Annotated in this window: 14 protein-coding genes and 1 pseudogene; 12 read left to right on the top strand and 3 right to left on the bottom strand. The window is 63.4% G+C overall.

Features of this window, described 5'->3' with window-relative positions:
• The 8 genes from traF (at window position 1) to BMX36_RS19670 (ending at window position 7,735) form a co-directional block, all read left to right on the top strand.
• Window positions 1-909 (top strand): conjugal transfer protein TraF, encoded by a 909-nt coding sequence (traF, locus tag BMX36_RS19705; protein ID WP_024310614.1) that lies wholly within the window; start codon window positions 1-3, stop codon window positions 907-909.
• Window positions 909-2,351, top strand: coding sequence for a conjugal transfer protein TraH (locus BMX36_RS19700; RefSeq protein WP_037494469.1), 1,443 nt, complete (start codon window positions 909-911; stop codon window positions 2,349-2,351). The genes traF and BMX36_RS19700 overlap by 1 nt, the downstream gene beginning before the upstream one ends.
• A gap of 24 nt (window positions 2,352-2,375) precedes the next feature.
• Entirely contained in the window at window positions 2,376-5,630 is a 3,255-nt protein-coding gene (locus BMX36_RS19695) for a conjugal transfer protein TraG N-terminal domain-containing protein (protein WP_024310612.1), read from the top strand.
• Window positions 5,631-5,989: 359 nt separating this feature from the next.
• Window positions 5,990-6,349 carry a hypothetical protein gene (locus BMX36_RS19685; protein ID WP_066760148.1) on the top strand — a complete coding sequence of 120 codons (360 nt, stop codon included), beginning with the start codon at window positions 5,990-5,992 and terminating at the stop codon, window positions 6,347-6,349.
• A 26-nt stretch (window positions 6,350-6,375) separates the two neighbouring features.
• Entirely contained in the window at window positions 6,376-7,041 is a 666-nt protein-coding gene (locus BMX36_RS19680) for an SOS response-associated peptidase (protein ID WP_256210915.1), read from the top strand.
• Window positions 7,042-7,084: 43 nt separating this feature from the next.
• The gene (locus BMX36_RS19675) at window positions 7,085-7,366 is read left to right on the top strand and encodes an HU family DNA-binding protein (protein ID WP_066760143.1); all 282 of its coding nucleotides are present in this window, start codon (window positions 7,085-7,087) and stop codon (window positions 7,364-7,366) included.
• A 47-nt stretch (window positions 7,367-7,413) separates the two neighbouring features.
• Window positions 7,414-7,566, top strand: coding sequence for a hypothetical protein (locus tag BMX36_RS21860; RefSeq protein ID WP_007406311.1), 153 nt, complete (start codon window positions 7,414-7,416; stop codon window positions 7,564-7,566).
• A complete protein-coding gene (locus BMX36_RS19670; protein WP_010409232.1) occupies window positions 7,541-7,735 on the top strand; it encodes a hypothetical protein in 195 nt (64 codons plus the stop codon). Before BMX36_RS21860 ends, BMX36_RS19670 begins: the two co-directional genes overlap by 26 nt.
• 179 nt (window positions 7,736-7,914) lie before the next feature.
• On the opposite strand, the gene BMX36_RS19665 is transcribed toward BMX36_RS19670, so the two are convergent.
• Complete coding sequence (locus BMX36_RS19665; RefSeq protein ID WP_007406364.1) at window positions 7,915-8,364, bottom strand: hypothetical protein; 450 nt, start codon at window positions 8,362-8,364, stop codon at window positions 7,915-7,917.
• Window positions 8,365-8,447: 83 nt separating this feature from the next.
• Between BMX36_RS19665 and BMX36_RS19660 the strand changes: the two genes are divergently transcribed.
• Window positions 8,448-8,894: a LexA family protein gene (locus BMX36_RS19660; protein ID WP_010409225.1), complete on the top strand. Its 447-nt coding sequence runs from the start codon at window positions 8,448-8,450 to the stop codon at window positions 8,892-8,894.
• Window positions 8,895-8,899: 5 nt separating this feature from the next.
• A pseudogene (locus BMX36_RS19655) lies at window positions 8,900-9,040 on the top strand (type VI secretion protein ImpB); the annotation flags it as partial.
• Between the two features lie 60 nt (window positions 9,041-9,100).
• Here the strand turns inward: BMX36_RS19655 and BMX36_RS19650 are convergent.
• Both BMX36_RS19650 and BMX36_RS19645 read right to left on the bottom strand, forming a co-directional pair.
• Window positions 9,101-9,487, bottom strand: coding sequence for a type II toxin-antitoxin system VapC family toxin (locus BMX36_RS19650; RefSeq protein ID WP_093068179.1), 387 nt, complete (start codon window positions 9,485-9,487; stop codon window positions 9,101-9,103).
• On the bottom strand, window positions 9,484-9,777 hold the full coding sequence (locus BMX36_RS19645; RefSeq protein ID WP_143058623.1) for an AbrB/MazE/SpoVT family DNA-binding domain-containing protein: 294 nt from the start codon (window positions 9,775-9,777) through the stop codon (window positions 9,484-9,486). The genes BMX36_RS19650 and BMX36_RS19645 overlap by 4 nt, the downstream gene beginning before the upstream one ends.
• A 234-nt stretch (window positions 9,778-10,011) precedes the next feature.
• Here BMX36_RS19645 and BMX36_RS19640 point away from each other — a divergent pair, with 234 nt between their 5' ends.
• Window positions 10,012-10,644, top strand: coding sequence for a recombinase family protein (locus BMX36_RS19640; protein ID WP_256210901.1), 633 nt, complete (start codon window positions 10,012-10,014; stop codon window positions 10,642-10,644).
• A gap of 775 nt (window positions 10,645-11,419) precedes the next feature.
• On the top strand, window positions 11,420-15,448 hold the full coding sequence (locus BMX36_RS19635) for an RHS repeat-associated core domain-containing protein (protein WP_177179225.1): 4,029 nt from the start codon (window positions 11,420-11,422) through the stop codon (window positions 15,446-15,448).
• Window positions 15,449-15,463: the final 15 nt, after the last annotated feature.

Genomic DNA, 15,463 nt, shown 5'->3' with positions numbered 1-15,463 from the left:
ATGCGCAAGGCCCTGACCCTCGCTCTCATCCTCTCGGTCGCATCGCCCGTGCTGACGCCGGCGACGGCGCAGGAGCTGACGCCGCTGCCGGATTCGGTGTCGTCCACCCGCGATGCCGGTGACGACGGCCGCGATGGCGGTCAGGATAGCTATGGCAGCGCGGACGATCTCGGATCGGCCGACCGCGTCGCGGCGCAGACCGGCGACGACTTCTACTGCCGCGAACGGCGGCTCGGCACCTGGTTCTACTGCGACAAGCCCAAAGCCAAGCCCGCCGAGCAGCGGTCGGCGCAGCCCGCGCGGTCGTCGGCCGAGCAGCTTGCGGCGATCTCGAAACAGCTGGAGGAGTTGAAGGCGCGGGCGATCCTCGAGCCGACGCCCGAGAACATCAGCCACTATATCGCCTTCCAGCGCGAGCAGCTCGATCGCGCCTCGTCGTTCGCCGACATGTGGCAGCGCACGGTGTGGCAGAACCCCGACCTCGACTACACGCTCCAGCGCCCCGTCAGCCAGCTGGGCAAGCGAACCTGGCTCGACACGCGCAACGCCGATCGCGAGCGCGTGTTGTCGCAGATCTCCCAGCGGTACGGCGTGTTCTATTTCTACTCGTCGGCCTGCGCCGCGTGCGAGACCTTCGGGCCGATCATGCGCAGCGTCTCGGATCGCTTCGGCCTGACCGTCATGGCGATCTCGCTCGATGGCGGGCCGACCCGTGCCTTCCCGAACTACACGGTCGACACCGGGCAATACAAGGCGATGGGCATGCGCGGCCAGCAGGTGCCCGCGCTCGTCCTATTCGACACCGTCACCAAGCAGCCGATGCCGATCGGCTACGGCGTGATGGCGGCCGACGAGGTGATGAACCGCATCTTCACACTGACCAGCGTCAAGCCCGGGAGTGACTTCTGATGGTCCGCTCGATCGTCCGCTTCTGCGCCGCGGTTCTCGCGCAGGCCAGCATGATCCTCGCGCTTGGCGGTCTCGTCGCGACGCCGGCGATGGCCGACGTCCAGGGCGAGATGAACAGCTATTTCAACAAGTCGGGCGCGGCCGCGAACGTGACCGGCCCGACCGCCTTCCAGGGGCAGTCGGCGGGCTATTACTCGGGTGGTTCGCTGTGGAGCCGCTTTCCGCAGAAGTCGATCAACCCGGTCAGCGTCGCGCTCCCCAGCGCGCGCGGCGGCTGCGGTGGCATCGACCTGTTCGCGGGGTCATTCTCGTTCATCAACGCCGACGAGATCGTGGCGATGCTCAAGGCGACCGCCAACAACGCGATCGGCTTCGCCTTCCAGCTCGCGATCGACAGCATCTCCGCGCAGATCGGCGGGGTGATGAAGGACATGAGCCAGCGCGTGCAGCAGCTGAACGCGTTCAACATGTCCTCCTGCGAGGCGGCGCAGCAGGCGGTCGGCTCGCTGTGGCCGGCGATGGACGGGGCGTCCTCGACGATCTGCCAGCAGGTCGGCGGGGCGAAGGGCTTCTTCTCCGACGCGGCCGCGGCGCGCCACGGCTGCACCAACAAGGGCGAGCGTGAGGATACGATCGCGCGTGCCGGCGACGACGCCGAGCTGGTCCAGTCGAAGAATTACACCTGGTATGCACTGAACGCCAAGAGCGCAACCAAACCGTCCCGGGAATATGCCGAGTTCCTCATGACGATGGTCGGCACGATCATTTATGACGCGACGAAGGCGAAAGACAGCATGGGCGCGTTCCAGTTCATCGCGCCGGCCAGCTGGGACACCTATCAGGCGCTGCTCGACGGCACCGCCTCGGCGCCGACCGACGTGTGGCAGTGCGACACGACCGACGACAAGGGGTGTCTGAAGCCCACGCCCACCAAGCTAAGCATCTCGACCAACGAGGCGCTGCGTACGCGCGTCCTCAAGGCGATGGACAGCATGTCGGGCAAGATCCGCTCCAACGCCGCGCTGTCGGGTGACGAGATCGCGCTGCTCGGGATGACCTCGATCCCGCTCTACAAGATCCTCGTCGTCAACGAGGCGGCGCACATGGGCCTGTCGGGCGGCGATCGCGCGACCCTCGCCGAGATGGTCGCGATCGACATGTTGATGTCGATGCTCGACCGGATGCTGGACACGATCTCGCAGGCGCAGGCGGGCGCAAAGTTCGTCTCGACCGACGAGTTCAAGGCGTGGCGCGCCCAGGTCGACAGCGTGAAGACCGAGCTGTCGCGGCGCAGCGAGAAGATGGCCGGGCAGATCTCCAATACCTACCGGGTGATCCAATACACCCAGTTCATGGAATCCACCCTCAAGAACACCATGAGCCCGCAGTTGTCGGCTTCGCTCCGGTTCGGACGCGGCCTCAGCGCGCAGGGCTTGCGGTAACACGGCGGCAAGGGAGCGACGGCGATGGGCGGGCTCGAAGTCTTCACGATCGGCGGGGGCGAATATATCGTCAACGTCTTCAACGCGGTCGCGGCATGGACCGGGGGCGGGGGCTACCGCTCGATGCTCCAGGTCGTGATGGTGATGGGCTTCATCTACTCGCTGTTCGTCGTCGCCTTCTCGCTCGACTGGCGGGCGTGGTTCAACTGGTTCCTCCAGTCGACGCTCATCTACATGATGCTGATGGTCCCGACCGTCACGGTGAAGGTGACCGACCGGATTAACCCCGCGCTCGCGCCCTCGGTGGTCGACAACGTGCCGCTGGGCCTTGGCGTGATGGCCTCGTTCACGAGCCAGGTCGGCGACTGGATGACGCGCTCGGCCGAGACCGTGTTCGTCATGCCCAACGCGCTCGCGCTGACCAACAACGGCATGATCTACGGCGCGCGGCTGATGGACAAGGCGCGCACCTTCCAGATCACGGACAGCGTGTTCCGCGCGAACCTCGACGAACACCTGAAGCAATGCACCTTCTATGACGTGCTGCTCGGGTTCAAGGCGATGGACGATCTCACCAAGACCAGCAATCTGTGGGAATCGATCGGGCCGGGGTCGCCGGCGCGCAGCCAGCGGTGGATCACCTCGACAGGCCCCGGCACCACCGAAAACTCGATCATCCCGTGCAACGAAGCCTATTCGCGCATGGATGCCCAGTGGCAGACCGCCTACGACAAGGATCTGATCCCGTTCGCCAGGAACGCCTATCCCGGCATCGCCGACACGATCGCGGCCCAGCGCATCCGCGATGACCTGCCGGTGGTCGCGGCACAGATGCACGGCACCTCGACCGATGCCTATTCGTACCTCAAGCAGATCTCGATGATCGACGCGTTCCTGGCCGCGCGCGAGAGCTTCTCCGATGCGGGGTGGGACGCCTATGCGTCGCAGCGCGCGGACGCGCAGGCCAAGAACACCTACACCTCGATCGCGACGCAGGCGATGACCTGGGTGCCGCTCCTCGGCATCGTCCTGACGGTCGTATTCTACGCGATGTTCCCGGTGCTCTTCCCGCTGTTCCTGTTCCCCAGGACCGGCCTGCAGACGCTGAAGGGCTATGCGACCGGGTTCTTCTACCTCGCCTCCTGGGGGCCGCTCTACGTCATCCTGCACATGTTCGTGATGAGCAGGGCGGCGAGCCTCTACCATGCGGCGGCGCCGATCGGGCCGACGCTGCTGGTCTCGGACGGCATGGCGAGCGTCAATGAATCGATCTCGACGCTCGCGGGCTTCCTGATGATGAGCGTGCCGTTCATCGCCGGCGGCATGGCGCGCGGCGCGATGGCGATTGCGGGACACGCCACCTCGATGCTGCAGCCGGCGCACAGCGCGGCCGAGCAGGCGGCGACCGAGCGCACGACCGGCAACTATTCGTATGGCAACACCTCGTTCCAGAACCTGACGTCTGGCATGACCCAGGCGAACAAGTTCGACGATCAGCCCAAGTTCAATTCGGGCTATTCGGTCGGCACGTTCACCAATGCCGATGGCGGGGTGACATACGGCTTCGCGGACGGGACCAACGCGTTCGATACGCGCCAGGGCATCTCGAACCTCGCGTTCACGCCGACGCGGACCGCCGGATTCGACAGCAGCATGAGCCGCGCGCTCTCGGACGGGCAGACGCACACCCAGTCGCTCCGCAGCGCGGCATCGCAATCCTGGAACGCGACAGCGACGACGGCGACGGATCTGTTGACGGCCGCTGAGCATCGGCGGGGGAGTTCGACCGAGACGGGGTCGGGGTTCAATAACAGCATCACCAGAATGACGGAGGCATCTCGGAGCCTTTCCACCGGGCTGACCAGTCGCTTTGGGCTTAGTGAGTCCGACAGTCAGAGTATAGCACGAGCGACCCAAATGACGGGAAGTGCGGATGCAGGCCTTTCGATTGCGGCGAAGTTGTGGAAGGTCGATACAAAAGCAGGCTTGGCAGCCAAGATCGCATCAATCGCCAGCGAGAATACGGACAGACGCATTTCGGGCGAACAGGCGTATTCTGAGCTCTCGGATTATCTTACTAAGGAGACGAATTCGACGCAGGCCCGGGCAGCACGCGACGAATTCATGCGTGAATCGAGCACGAGCGGAGATAGCGAGGTTCGGTCGCTGTCGCAGAAGCTCGGCGTCAGCGTCGGGGAGTCGCGGTCGGCGTCGTTGGAAGCAACTCGAGCCGAAGAGACGTTCCAGCGGGTCAGCAATGATGTGAGGGAGTCCTCGGCGCGGGGCTGGTCCCTCAACCGGAACGAGAGCCAGGAGTTTGTCGTGTATGCCCAGGAGCGGCTTCTCGGCGACGACACGCTGTCGCAGTTCGGGTGGACGCCGGGCATGGTCATGCCGCGCACGCCGCAACAGGAACAGGTGCGCGATATCCTGCTGGGCGAGTTCATGGAGCGCCGCGTCGCTTTGGTTCGCGACGAACTGGGTGTAAGCGTGCCTGAGCGCCTTTCCGGGCAATTGCATGGCCCTGCATCGGCGACGCCGGGTGCGGTACAACAATGGGGCAATCAGCGGGCAGCGGGTGTCAGGGCGCAAGGGCCAGATGTTTCGATCCGCGAGAGTTCGCGCGACCTTGACCTGGCCGGCAACGTCGCTGACGCGATTCCGAACGCGTCAGCGCGCATCACGCGTGGCGCATTCGAGGTCGGCAATGGTGTCGACGAGGCGAGAGGGACGGCGGGTCAGCTAGTTGACCATGTCCAAGAGCGCAATGACGCGTGGATCACGACGACACTTCCGGGTGTTGAGGGCGCGCGCAACTGGGTCCGTGACAATCTGGGCATAGGTGCTGGCACCAGCCATGTTTACGAAGTCCCTCGCGGTGAGCGAACGATGCTGCCGATTTCGGGGCGGCTGAGTTCGGGAATGGGTGGTCGGATCGATCCGGTCACGGGCGAGCCTGGACGGCATCACCGAGGGGTGGATATTGCAGCGCCAGCCGGGACGGAGATCCGCGCGCCTGCATCGGGTCAGGTCATTCGGAACGACTTCCAAGCCAACGGTGCCGGGAATTATGTGGTCCTGCAACACGGCGACGGCTCACAGAGCAAATACTTCCATATGCAGGACCGGTCTGGCTTCCAGGTAGGAAGTACGGTCGAGGCCGGGGCTGTGATTGGCCGCGTTGGCAGCACAGGGAAATCGACCGGGTCGCACCTTCATTATGAATTATGGAGGGATGGCGCTCCGGTCGATCCGAGGCGGTGGCAGTTGAGAAACTAATGGAAAGGAAAAAAGAAAACGATGAGGATTACGGCAATAATTGCCATCGCGGTCCACTTCGAATTCCCGTGACCCTCAACCACAGCCGAGTTTGACGGATAAGCCTCATCCATCAGCTCTCGGCCGTAAGGAGTGGACATATCATACATGTTCTGCGGATTGATGTAATAGGACGAAGGCGAGGGAGGGGACCCACCGATCGGATACCGATCCCAGTCCATTTGGCCAGTTTCGTGGTTCAACATGGCCGCTCCTTCCTTAATCCGTAGCTGACCGAGCTGGTCAGAATTAGGCTTGCAAAGCCTAGCATATCGGATTGAGTCTGACGAGGATTTTCACCCGCACTGACGGAGTGAAGCATGACGGAGCAGAGCGGCGAAAACCCGCGCACGATCGAACGCTACGAGGCGCTGCTGCGCGAGCATCTGCTGTTCTACGATGCGCTGCGTCTGCGCGAGCGCCGGCCGAGGAGCGCGGCGCAGCGCCAGTTTCAGGACGTGGCGTGGGGCAAGGCCCCGCCGGTAACCGATCACGAGCTCGCCTATGTTTGGCACCTGAAGGCGCGTAGGATCGCGCCTTTCAACACCCCGACGCCGGCACCGCATATCGACGACGTGATGGCCGGGTACGACCTCGGGGCGCGGCCGGTGAGTGGCGACGTCGGCACGAAATGGGATAATGCCTGGCGCGAGTATCGTGGTGGCCGGGAGTTCTTCTGAGCCAAACAGATTAAAGGAGTGGACCGATCTGCAACCGATATCGCCTGAGCGCCAAACAGGCCGCGGTGATGCGGTCGGTCGGGTTCGAGCCGCCGTATCCCGAGGACGAGACCTACCCGGTGCCGCGCGAGATCTTCCCGACCGGCAAGAAGACCGCGCGCTATGGCTTGGTCGTCAGGCGGGCAGGGGAGCGTAACCGCCCGCTTGAGCCGATCGCGATGGAATGGGGCTTCCCGACCAAGGTAGCGAGCAAGCGCGACCCGGCGGTCAAGCTGGACAAGTTCGTCACCAATGCGCGGAATCTCTCATCGTCGATGTGGAAGCCGTCGATCGCCAGTCCCGATCGCCGCTGCCTGGTCCCGTTCACGCATTTCGCCGAACCACATCCCGAGGGCGGGAAGGGCGATGACGGCAAACCCCGCCAGATGTGGTTCTCGCTGCCTGACCAGCCCATCGCCTTCTTCGCCGGTCTGTGGCGGCCGACCGAGCGCGGCGATGCCTATGCCTTCTGCACCACCTCTCCCAACCCCGCCGTCGCGCCCTGGCATCCCAAGGCGATGCCGGCGATCCTCCACCCCCGCGATTTTACGACATGGCTCGACGGGAGCCATGAAGATGCCCTGAAGCTCGTCCGCCCCTACGAGGGTGAGATGAGCGCGCAGGAGGCAACTCCCGATGGCGGTTCGGCATGAACCGGGCTAGGCCGGTACAATCATTCACCACCGGGACGTGTTCATGACGACTACATCCGATCTGGCCGAGCAGATCTCCAACACCCATGGCCTCGCAAAGGCCGACGCCAGGAAAGTCATCGATGCGATCCTTGCGAACATCACCGCGGCCGTCGCGACCGGCGAGGAAGTCAGCCTCAACGGGTTCGGCAAGTTCAAGCTGAAGGACACCCCCGAGCGTCAGGGGCGCAACCCATCGACGGGCGAGGCGATCACGATCGCGGCGTCACGCAAGCTGACGTTCGCGCCGGCGAAGGCGGTCCGCGATCGGATGAACGGCAAGTGATAAACGGGCCAGGGTTTTAGAACGCTGGCCTAAACTGAGGGGACTTCATGGCCGATACCGCAGCCGACTACCGCGCGAGGGCAGCGGCCGACCTTGCCGAGGCCCAGCAGCTCGTTCTGCCCCATGCTAGGGACCGTATGCTGCATTCGGCCGATCGCTGGTCGAAGATGGCTGATGCGGCCGATCGCCGTGTCCGGTAACGAAAGCACGACGGTCGCGCTCGACGTGGCTAACTGGTCAGCGGTCCAGGCAATGGTCGAGCGTCTCGACGACAGGGCTGTGATAGCGATCTACGAGCTGGCCGAAGGCGCTGGTCCGGTCGCGGACCTCGCGGCCGCACAGATGGAAAAACGCAACCTCGACTATTGAGCCAAGTTAAGAGTTCGGCCGCTGGTTAAGCCGCTGTTGCCAAGCCGGCACAAGCCACGTTCCTGTTTTGTTCGATAATATATCTTATGTTAAATCAATGGCTTAGCAGATTTCCGGCATCGTTCTTGCAGAGACTGACGTGGCTTTTTCGCAGCTAAGGCTTGCCAGTCAGTCGCGAGTTAGCCGCGCCGTCGTTCTCGCGCGCGAGCGTGTCGCGGATCTTCGTAAAGATCCTGCAGCGCGCGCAGCCGAAACGCATTCCACCAGCGTTGCCAGCGATGCTCCTCGGCATCGTGGAGCATGTGACATCGCTGGCATAGCGCGGCGAGATTGCGCGGCGCGCTATTGCCAGGATCATGATCCAGATGCGCGCAGGCCAGCACGACATAGGTGATCCGCACGACGTCGAGCGCGAAGAGGTCGCCGACCTTCACCCGTCGCCCCTCTCCCGATCGCCAGCATCGCGCTTCGCTATCCCACCAGCGCCCATCGCCCAGATGCGCGACGTGCCGAAGATGCGGTCGCCGGCAGCGTTCGCAGCGCCCTCCTGCCCGCACGAACCGGATCTGGTCCGACAGCAGCGGCCAGTCGATCGGGTACAGCCAGCGGTTTTCGGGGCGGATCGGCATCCATGACTCTATGAGTCATGCGAAATGAGAACAAAAGGAAAATCTCGTTCCCTTCATGTTCTTATCCAGCATATCATGCGCGCATGTCCGCGTGTGTGATTCCCCTGTCCCAACCGATGCCGATCGCCGATCTGCCGCCAGCGTTTCGCCTGAGGGTGGTGAGCGCGGCCGGCGCTGGCTTCCCCTCGCCTGCCCAGGACTGGGAGGAAACCGCGATCGATCTCGTGGCGCTGCTGCGCCTCGACCGCGCCGCCAGCTTCGTGTTCCGGGTCAGCGGACAGTCCATGATCGACGCTGGAATCTATGATGACGACGTGGTGGTGGTCGATCGCGACGCCACGCCGGTTAGCGGCCGCATCGTCATCGCCGTGGTCGACGGGGGCTTCGTGATCCGCCAGTTGGTCTGGCGCGACGGCAAGCCGGTCCTCGAGGCCCGCAACGCGCGGATGCGCTACGACGCGGTGATCGCGGATGAGAGTGTCGAAGTGTGGGGCGTCGTCCGCGCCTCCGTGCGCAACCTGCAGGGCTGACCGCCATGTGGGCGATCGCTGACGTCTCCAACTTCTATTGCTCGTCGGAGAGGGTATTCGACCCGTCGCTGCGCGATAAACCGCTCATCGTGCTGAGTAACGGGGACGGCTGCGCCATCGCGCGCTCCGAGGATTATGTGGAATTGCAAGTAGGCGTGTTTATGCGGCCTGTAGACGGTGGATGTTCCGAAGCGGCGCTTCGGCCGCTATCGGACCTGCTCGACGCGCAAACCGTTGGCCTTGACCTTCTTCCACTCACGGTCGGCGGTGAGTGCGGGGACGCCGAGCTGGATGGCCAGCGCAAGGCAGGAGCGATCACCAAGGCCGCGGCCGTATTGGCGTGTCTGGGCATGAAGCGCCGCGGCCGCGTAAGCTGCATCGGTGTCGTGGGCGCGGATGTCGAGGCGAAGTTCGTCCAGAAGTTCCCGGGAAGTAGCATCGTCCAGCCCGCTGAGCAGCAACTCCTTGACGACCTCCTGAAGATTGACCGCCGAGATCGCGGCATGCCCGATATGTGCCGCGACTTTGTCGGCTCCGGGTTCGTCACGAACCAGCGCGAGGACGGCGGAGGCATCGAGGACGGCTGACGTCATGGCGCGTACCCTCCCCGATTGCCACCCTCGGTTTCGCCAAGGTCAGCGGCAGTCTCATCCTTGCGATCATTGAGGAATTCGTCGGTTGTCCGCGTCTGCCTGGCATGTTCACGATAGAGCGCCTGCGCGCGCGAGACACCATGTCCGATCGGAGACAGGCGTACCTGGTCATCCTCCAGCGTCAGGATGACCTTCGCATCGCCATGCAGGCCCATGGCCTTGCGCACCGACGCGGGGAGAATCATGCGGCCATTGCCGCTCACCCGTATATCCATGGTTCGTGTTGCCATCGGTCCGGCTACCTTCATCCATCACTTCCAACCACAATGCCATTTACGGCAGATGGACACAAGATGACCGAATGACAGAGCTACAAAACCGGCATAATCCATATGTCCAAATGGGTAGACCGTGATTGTCCACTCACCCTTGGACACGAAAAGTGTCTCATTCGGGTCGATCGCAGCCATATTGAACAGCTGCGCGCCGCGGTCTAGAAGCTGATCGAACAGAATGAGGCTTCAATGGCGCTTTTCGGTTACGCCCGCGTATCGACGACCGACCAGGACGTCGGTATCCAGGAAGCGGCGTTGCGCGCCGCGGGGTGCCAGACGATACGATCCGAGAAGAAGTCGGGCAGCGATCGCAGCGCACGGACCGAGTTGCAGACCCTGCTCGACTTCCTTCGCGACGGCGACACGCTGGTGGTAACGCGGATCGATCGTTTGGCCCGGTCGATGAAGGATCTGCAGGACATCGTCCACGAACTAAAAGGCAAGGGGGTCGCGCTCAGGTCGACCGAGCAGCCGATCGACACCGGCACCGCGGCGGGCAAGGCGTTCCTCGACATGCTCGGCGTCTTCGCCGAGTTCGAGACGAACCTGCGCCGGGAGCGGCAGGCCGAAGGCATCGCGGCAGCAAAGGCCAGGGGCGTCTACAAGGGCGGCAAGCCGCGCATCGATCCCGAGGCGGTCCGTAAACTGGCGGCAGACGGCATGCGGCCGGCGCACATCGCGCGCGAACTCGGTATTTCGCGAGGCACCGTCTACCGCTTTTTGCCAACCCCAAGCGACCTTCTCTCGGAGGGAGAGGTCCAAGCTGCCCCGTCGACGTACGAACCGTCTGCTTTGGACGATGCTCGGATCCTGTCGCGGTAACGGTCCGGCACGCCAATCGCGGCTGTACAACGGTTGGGAACAGGCATAGCCTCTGCAAAAAGAACCTTGCAGCAAATCCGGGGGGACGTAATGAAAAGCCGGTATCTAATCGGAGCGGCCTGGCTCGGGTTGGTTGGGGCAACTGCCACAGCCCAGACAACCAGTACCTACGCTTACGACCCCCTCGGGCGCCTTGTGGTCACATCGGCGAACGGCGGACCGAGTGGCGCCACAACCACCACGATACGCTATGATCCTGCCGGTAACCGTACATCCTACAAACTCACCGCCGGGTCGACGCCTACCCCGACACCGACGCCGCCCGCCTCGGGGCCGACCGCGCTCAACCCGACACTGAACTACAATTCCGGGGGCAGCTACTCGATCGGTCTCTCGACGCTGGCGTCGTCGAGCTCCCCGGCACGCATCACTGCCTTTTCCGTGTCCGCCGGCGGTGGAACCGCAAGCGTGGCGGGAGACGGTCAGTCGGTGAATTATACAGCGCCGGTCATCCCGACGCCTGGGATGTGCGAACCGGCCGAAACGCAGCAGTTTTCGGCCCCGTACACGGTCCAGAACACGACCGGCGGACAGAGCGCCAGCGGCACCGCAACGATCCGGGTGAGGGGACCCGCAGGCCCGCGGCCCAGACCTGGCCAACAGTGTCCGTAACAGCGTGATCGGCATGCGGTCATGGCGGAGCGTATGATGCTCTTTGTATTGCAAACGGGGGTTTACGATGCATTTCGGTGTTCAGGGGCGGCGGGATTTAAGAGTGTCACGGCGGGTTATGCTGGGGCTCAGCACCGCGCTTTGCTCCGGCATGGCCATGCCCGCGCTCGGGCAGGCATCGGGCGGCACACCGGTCGCGCCGGTACAATCCTCTCCTGACAGCTACGGCGTCGATCTGGCGACTGGCGCACTCAACCTTTCGGTCACCGACATGTCGGTCGGAGATGCGTCGAGCGGACTGACGCACAAACGGCACTGGGTCGGCGTCAACCAGTGGCGGGACCAGTATGACGTCACCCTCGTCGAGGGCAACAACAAGGTCACGGTCAGTGTCGGCGGTGCATCCGAGACGTTCACCAAAAGTGGAGCGACCTATTCTCCCGATCAGGGCGACGGAGCGTCGCTCGTCTTTCAGAATTATACCTACGTTCACACGTCGAAGGACGGCACGGTCACCACGTTCGCCGACGCGGATTACCGCGACGGCTATCGGGCGACACAGGTCCGTCGACCGAACGGCGAGACATTGTCGTTCAGTTACCAGACCGGGACCTACTGGATCCTCAATCACACCGAGATGATGGACATGAGCCGCCTGGCCTATGTCCAGAGCAGCGGCGGCTACCGGATCACGTTCAACTATGCCGCGAACTCGGCGTCCGACGCCCAGTCCGCGAAAATATGGCTGACGAGGACCGGCGTTTCGGTCTCGAACGTCGCGCGGGGTACCGGCGTCCTCGCCACCTCGAGCTACAGCCAGTCGACCTATACCGGCGCGCGGACGATGACCGTGTCGGACATGGCCGGACGATCGACCGGTTACGCGATCAACGCGGACGGCCGGATCACCGCGATCACCTATCCGGGCAGCAGCGCCGCGGACGTGACGATCGTCTATAACTCGATCGGCCGCATCTCGTCGGTCAGCGATGCGTCGGGGCCGACCGCCTATACCTATACCGACAGCGGAAATGTCCGCACCACCAGGGTCACGGATCCTCATGGCGGCGTATCGGTCTACACCTTCAACATCACGACCCAGAAGATGCTGTCGTCCGCCAATGCGCTGGGACAGACGACGGGTTTCCAGTATGACGGTTTCGGACGAACCACGCGGGTGACGGCGCCCGAGGGGAACGCGACCCAATACAGCTATGACGGGCGCGGCAACCTCATCGAGACGCGCGCGATCGCAAAGTCGGGATCGGGGATCGCGGACGCGGTCAGCACGGCATCGTTTCCTTGCGCGAGCGCCGCAACCTGCGACAAGCCGCAATCGACACGCGATGCGCGCGGCAACCAGACCGACTATAATTACGATCCGACGACCGGGAACGTCCTGTCTGTCGTCGCGCCCGCGGATGCCAACGGTATAAGGGCGACCACCAGTTTCGGCTATGGCGCCGTCAACGGCGCCCAGCGCCTGGTGCGCACCGCGACCTGTCGGACGGCCACCAGTTGCCCCGGCACCGCCGGCGAGCGGGTCACGACCATCGCCTATGACGTGAACGGTCTGCCCGCGACGGTGACCGAGCAGGCGGGCGACGGCACCCTGGCGTCAACGGTCTCGACGACATATGACGTGTTCGGCAACGCGGTTTCGGTCGACGGGCCGTTACCGGGCAGCGACGATACGAGCTACTTCCGTTACGATGGCGCTCGGCAGCAGGTCGGGCGGATCACGCCGGATCCCGACGGCGCCGGGCCGCTGACGCGGCGCGCGACGCGCACGTCGTTCGATGTGCGCGGACGCGTGACCAGGGTCGAGCAGGGGACGGTCGCTGATCCGTCCGACAACGGATGGAACGGCTTTATCCCGCTGCAGCAGGTCGAGCGTCGCTTCGACGGCCTCGACCGGTTGCTGTCCGAGACGACGAGCGCGTCGGGAACCGTGTATTCCGTCACGCAGAACAGCTATATCGGCCAGCGGCTCGATTGCTCGGCCTTGCGCCTCAACAACGCCGCGTGGGGAACGCTGCCGGCATCGGCATGCACCGCGCAGGCCGAAGGCGCTTCCGGCCCGGATCGTATCTCGAAGTTCAGCTATGACGCCGTGGGCCGGACAACGCAGGTAACGGCGGGTTATGGCACGGGGACAACGGCGACCGAGGGTACCGCTTACACGCCGAACGGACAGACGGCCTCGGTGACGGACGCCAACGGCAACGTCACCTCCTACGGTTATGACGGCCTCGACCGGCTCAGGACGACGACCTATCCGGGAGGAAGTGCCGAAACCCTGCAATATGATGCGAGCGGCAACGTCACCCAGCGCTGGCTGCGCGACAATAATGCTCTTGCGTACAGTTACGACAGCGGCAACCGGCTCACGGGCGTCAGCGTGCCGCCGATCTCGACGGACGCGAGCCGTGGCTATTCCTACGACGCTTCAGGCAACATGACGCGCGCCTTCGACCTCTCTGGCAAGAACATCAACCTCAGCTACGATGCCTTGGGGCGCAGGACCGGCGAGACGACGAGCGTGCTCGGACGCTCGTACAGCTATGACGCCGCGGGGCGCCGGACGCGGCTGACCTGGTCGGACGGCTTCTTCGTCACCTATGAATATCTCGTTACCGGCGAACTTTCCGCCATTCGCGAGAACGGGGGGTTCGTCCTCGCAAGCTTCACCTACGACAATCTCGGCAGACGGACGTCGATCACGCGCGGTAACGGCACGACGACCAGCTATGGCTACAATGTGGGATCGCAGCTTACCAGCCTGACGAACGATCTGGCCGGGACGGCTGCGGACCTCACCGTGACGCTCGGCTACAATGCGGCAGGTCAGATCAGCAGCCGCACGGCGTCCAACAACAGCTACACCTGGGTCAGCCCGACAAGCGTGGACCGCGCGTACAGCGTCAACGGACTGAACCAGTACACCCAGGCCGGTGCCGTCGGCTTCGGCTACGACGGCCGCGGAAACCTGACAAGCTCCGGGGGCTCCACTTACGGCTATACCGCCGAGAACCGGCTTGTGTCGGGCCCGAACGCGTCACTCGATTACGATCCGGTCGGCCGGCTCCTGAACGAGAACGGGCAGATCGTTCTGCAATATGACGGTGCCGACCTCATCTCCGAGCAGAATACCGGCGGGACGATCCTGCGTCGCTATGTCTTTGGCCCCAACGACGATGAGCCGATCCTGTGGTATGAAGGTTCCGGCATCAACGACCGCCGCTGGTTGATCGGCGACGAGCGCGGCAGCATCGTCGCGGTGACCGACGGCGCGGGCAACGCGGTCGGGATTAACCGCTATGACGAGTTCGGCATCCCGGCGTCTACCAACATGGGTCGGTTCCAGTATACCGGACAGGCTTGGCTGCCCGCGATGGGCATGTATCACTACAAGGCCCGCGCTTATTCGCCGACGCTCGGCCGCTTCATGCAGGCCGATCCGATCGGCTACGGCGACGGGCTCAACATGTACGCCTATGTCGGCAACGATCCGATCAACGCAACCGACCCAACGGGAGAGTATGCTGATATTGTCGTAACGGCACCGCTCGTAGCCAAATTTACCTTTACGCAGGCGCTGCCTGTTATCCTTGGGGGTGTCGGAGGCCTGGTGAACAGCCTCTTCGGCGGCATCTTTGGCGGCGGCCCAAGCAAGGCCGAGATTAAGCTGCGCCAGGATCAGCAGATGGTCAGGAATGAGCAGGCAAACCGCTCCTTGGGCACCTCCGATTCTCAGGACATTATTGTTAATGGTCGGCGACTAAGCCCGAGTACTATTCTCGATCCTGGCTTGTCTATCGCAGCACCGATCGCCGCTGCTGCCGCAACACCGGTTCACGGCCCCTGGACATATGGCAACTATTGCGGGGCAGGCGGGTCTGGAATTCCTAAGGACGCCCTAGATCGAGCTTGCCGGGCTCATGACATATGCTACACAGATAACAAATTGTCTATTTTCTCGAACTTTTCATTAACAAAGAAAAGGATGCTGCAGATCTGCAATCAACGCCTTTGCGACGCCGCAAAGGGACAGGGGCCGGCTGGCGCTCAGATCCGAACATATTTTAAGAATATGCCCATGCCCTCAAATGCCTGCCGATGGGATCGGTGAAAATGCGCGCTCAAA

Origin of the sequence: Sphingomonas sp. OV641 (assembly GCF_900109205.1) — a bacterium.
In the GTDB taxonomy this organism is placed as follows: Bacteria; Pseudomonadota; Alphaproteobacteria; order Sphingomonadales; family Sphingomonadaceae; genus Sphingomonas.
The sequence above is the reverse complement of the archived record's forward strand: the minus strand, read 5'-3'. Positions and strand labels throughout refer to the sequence as shown.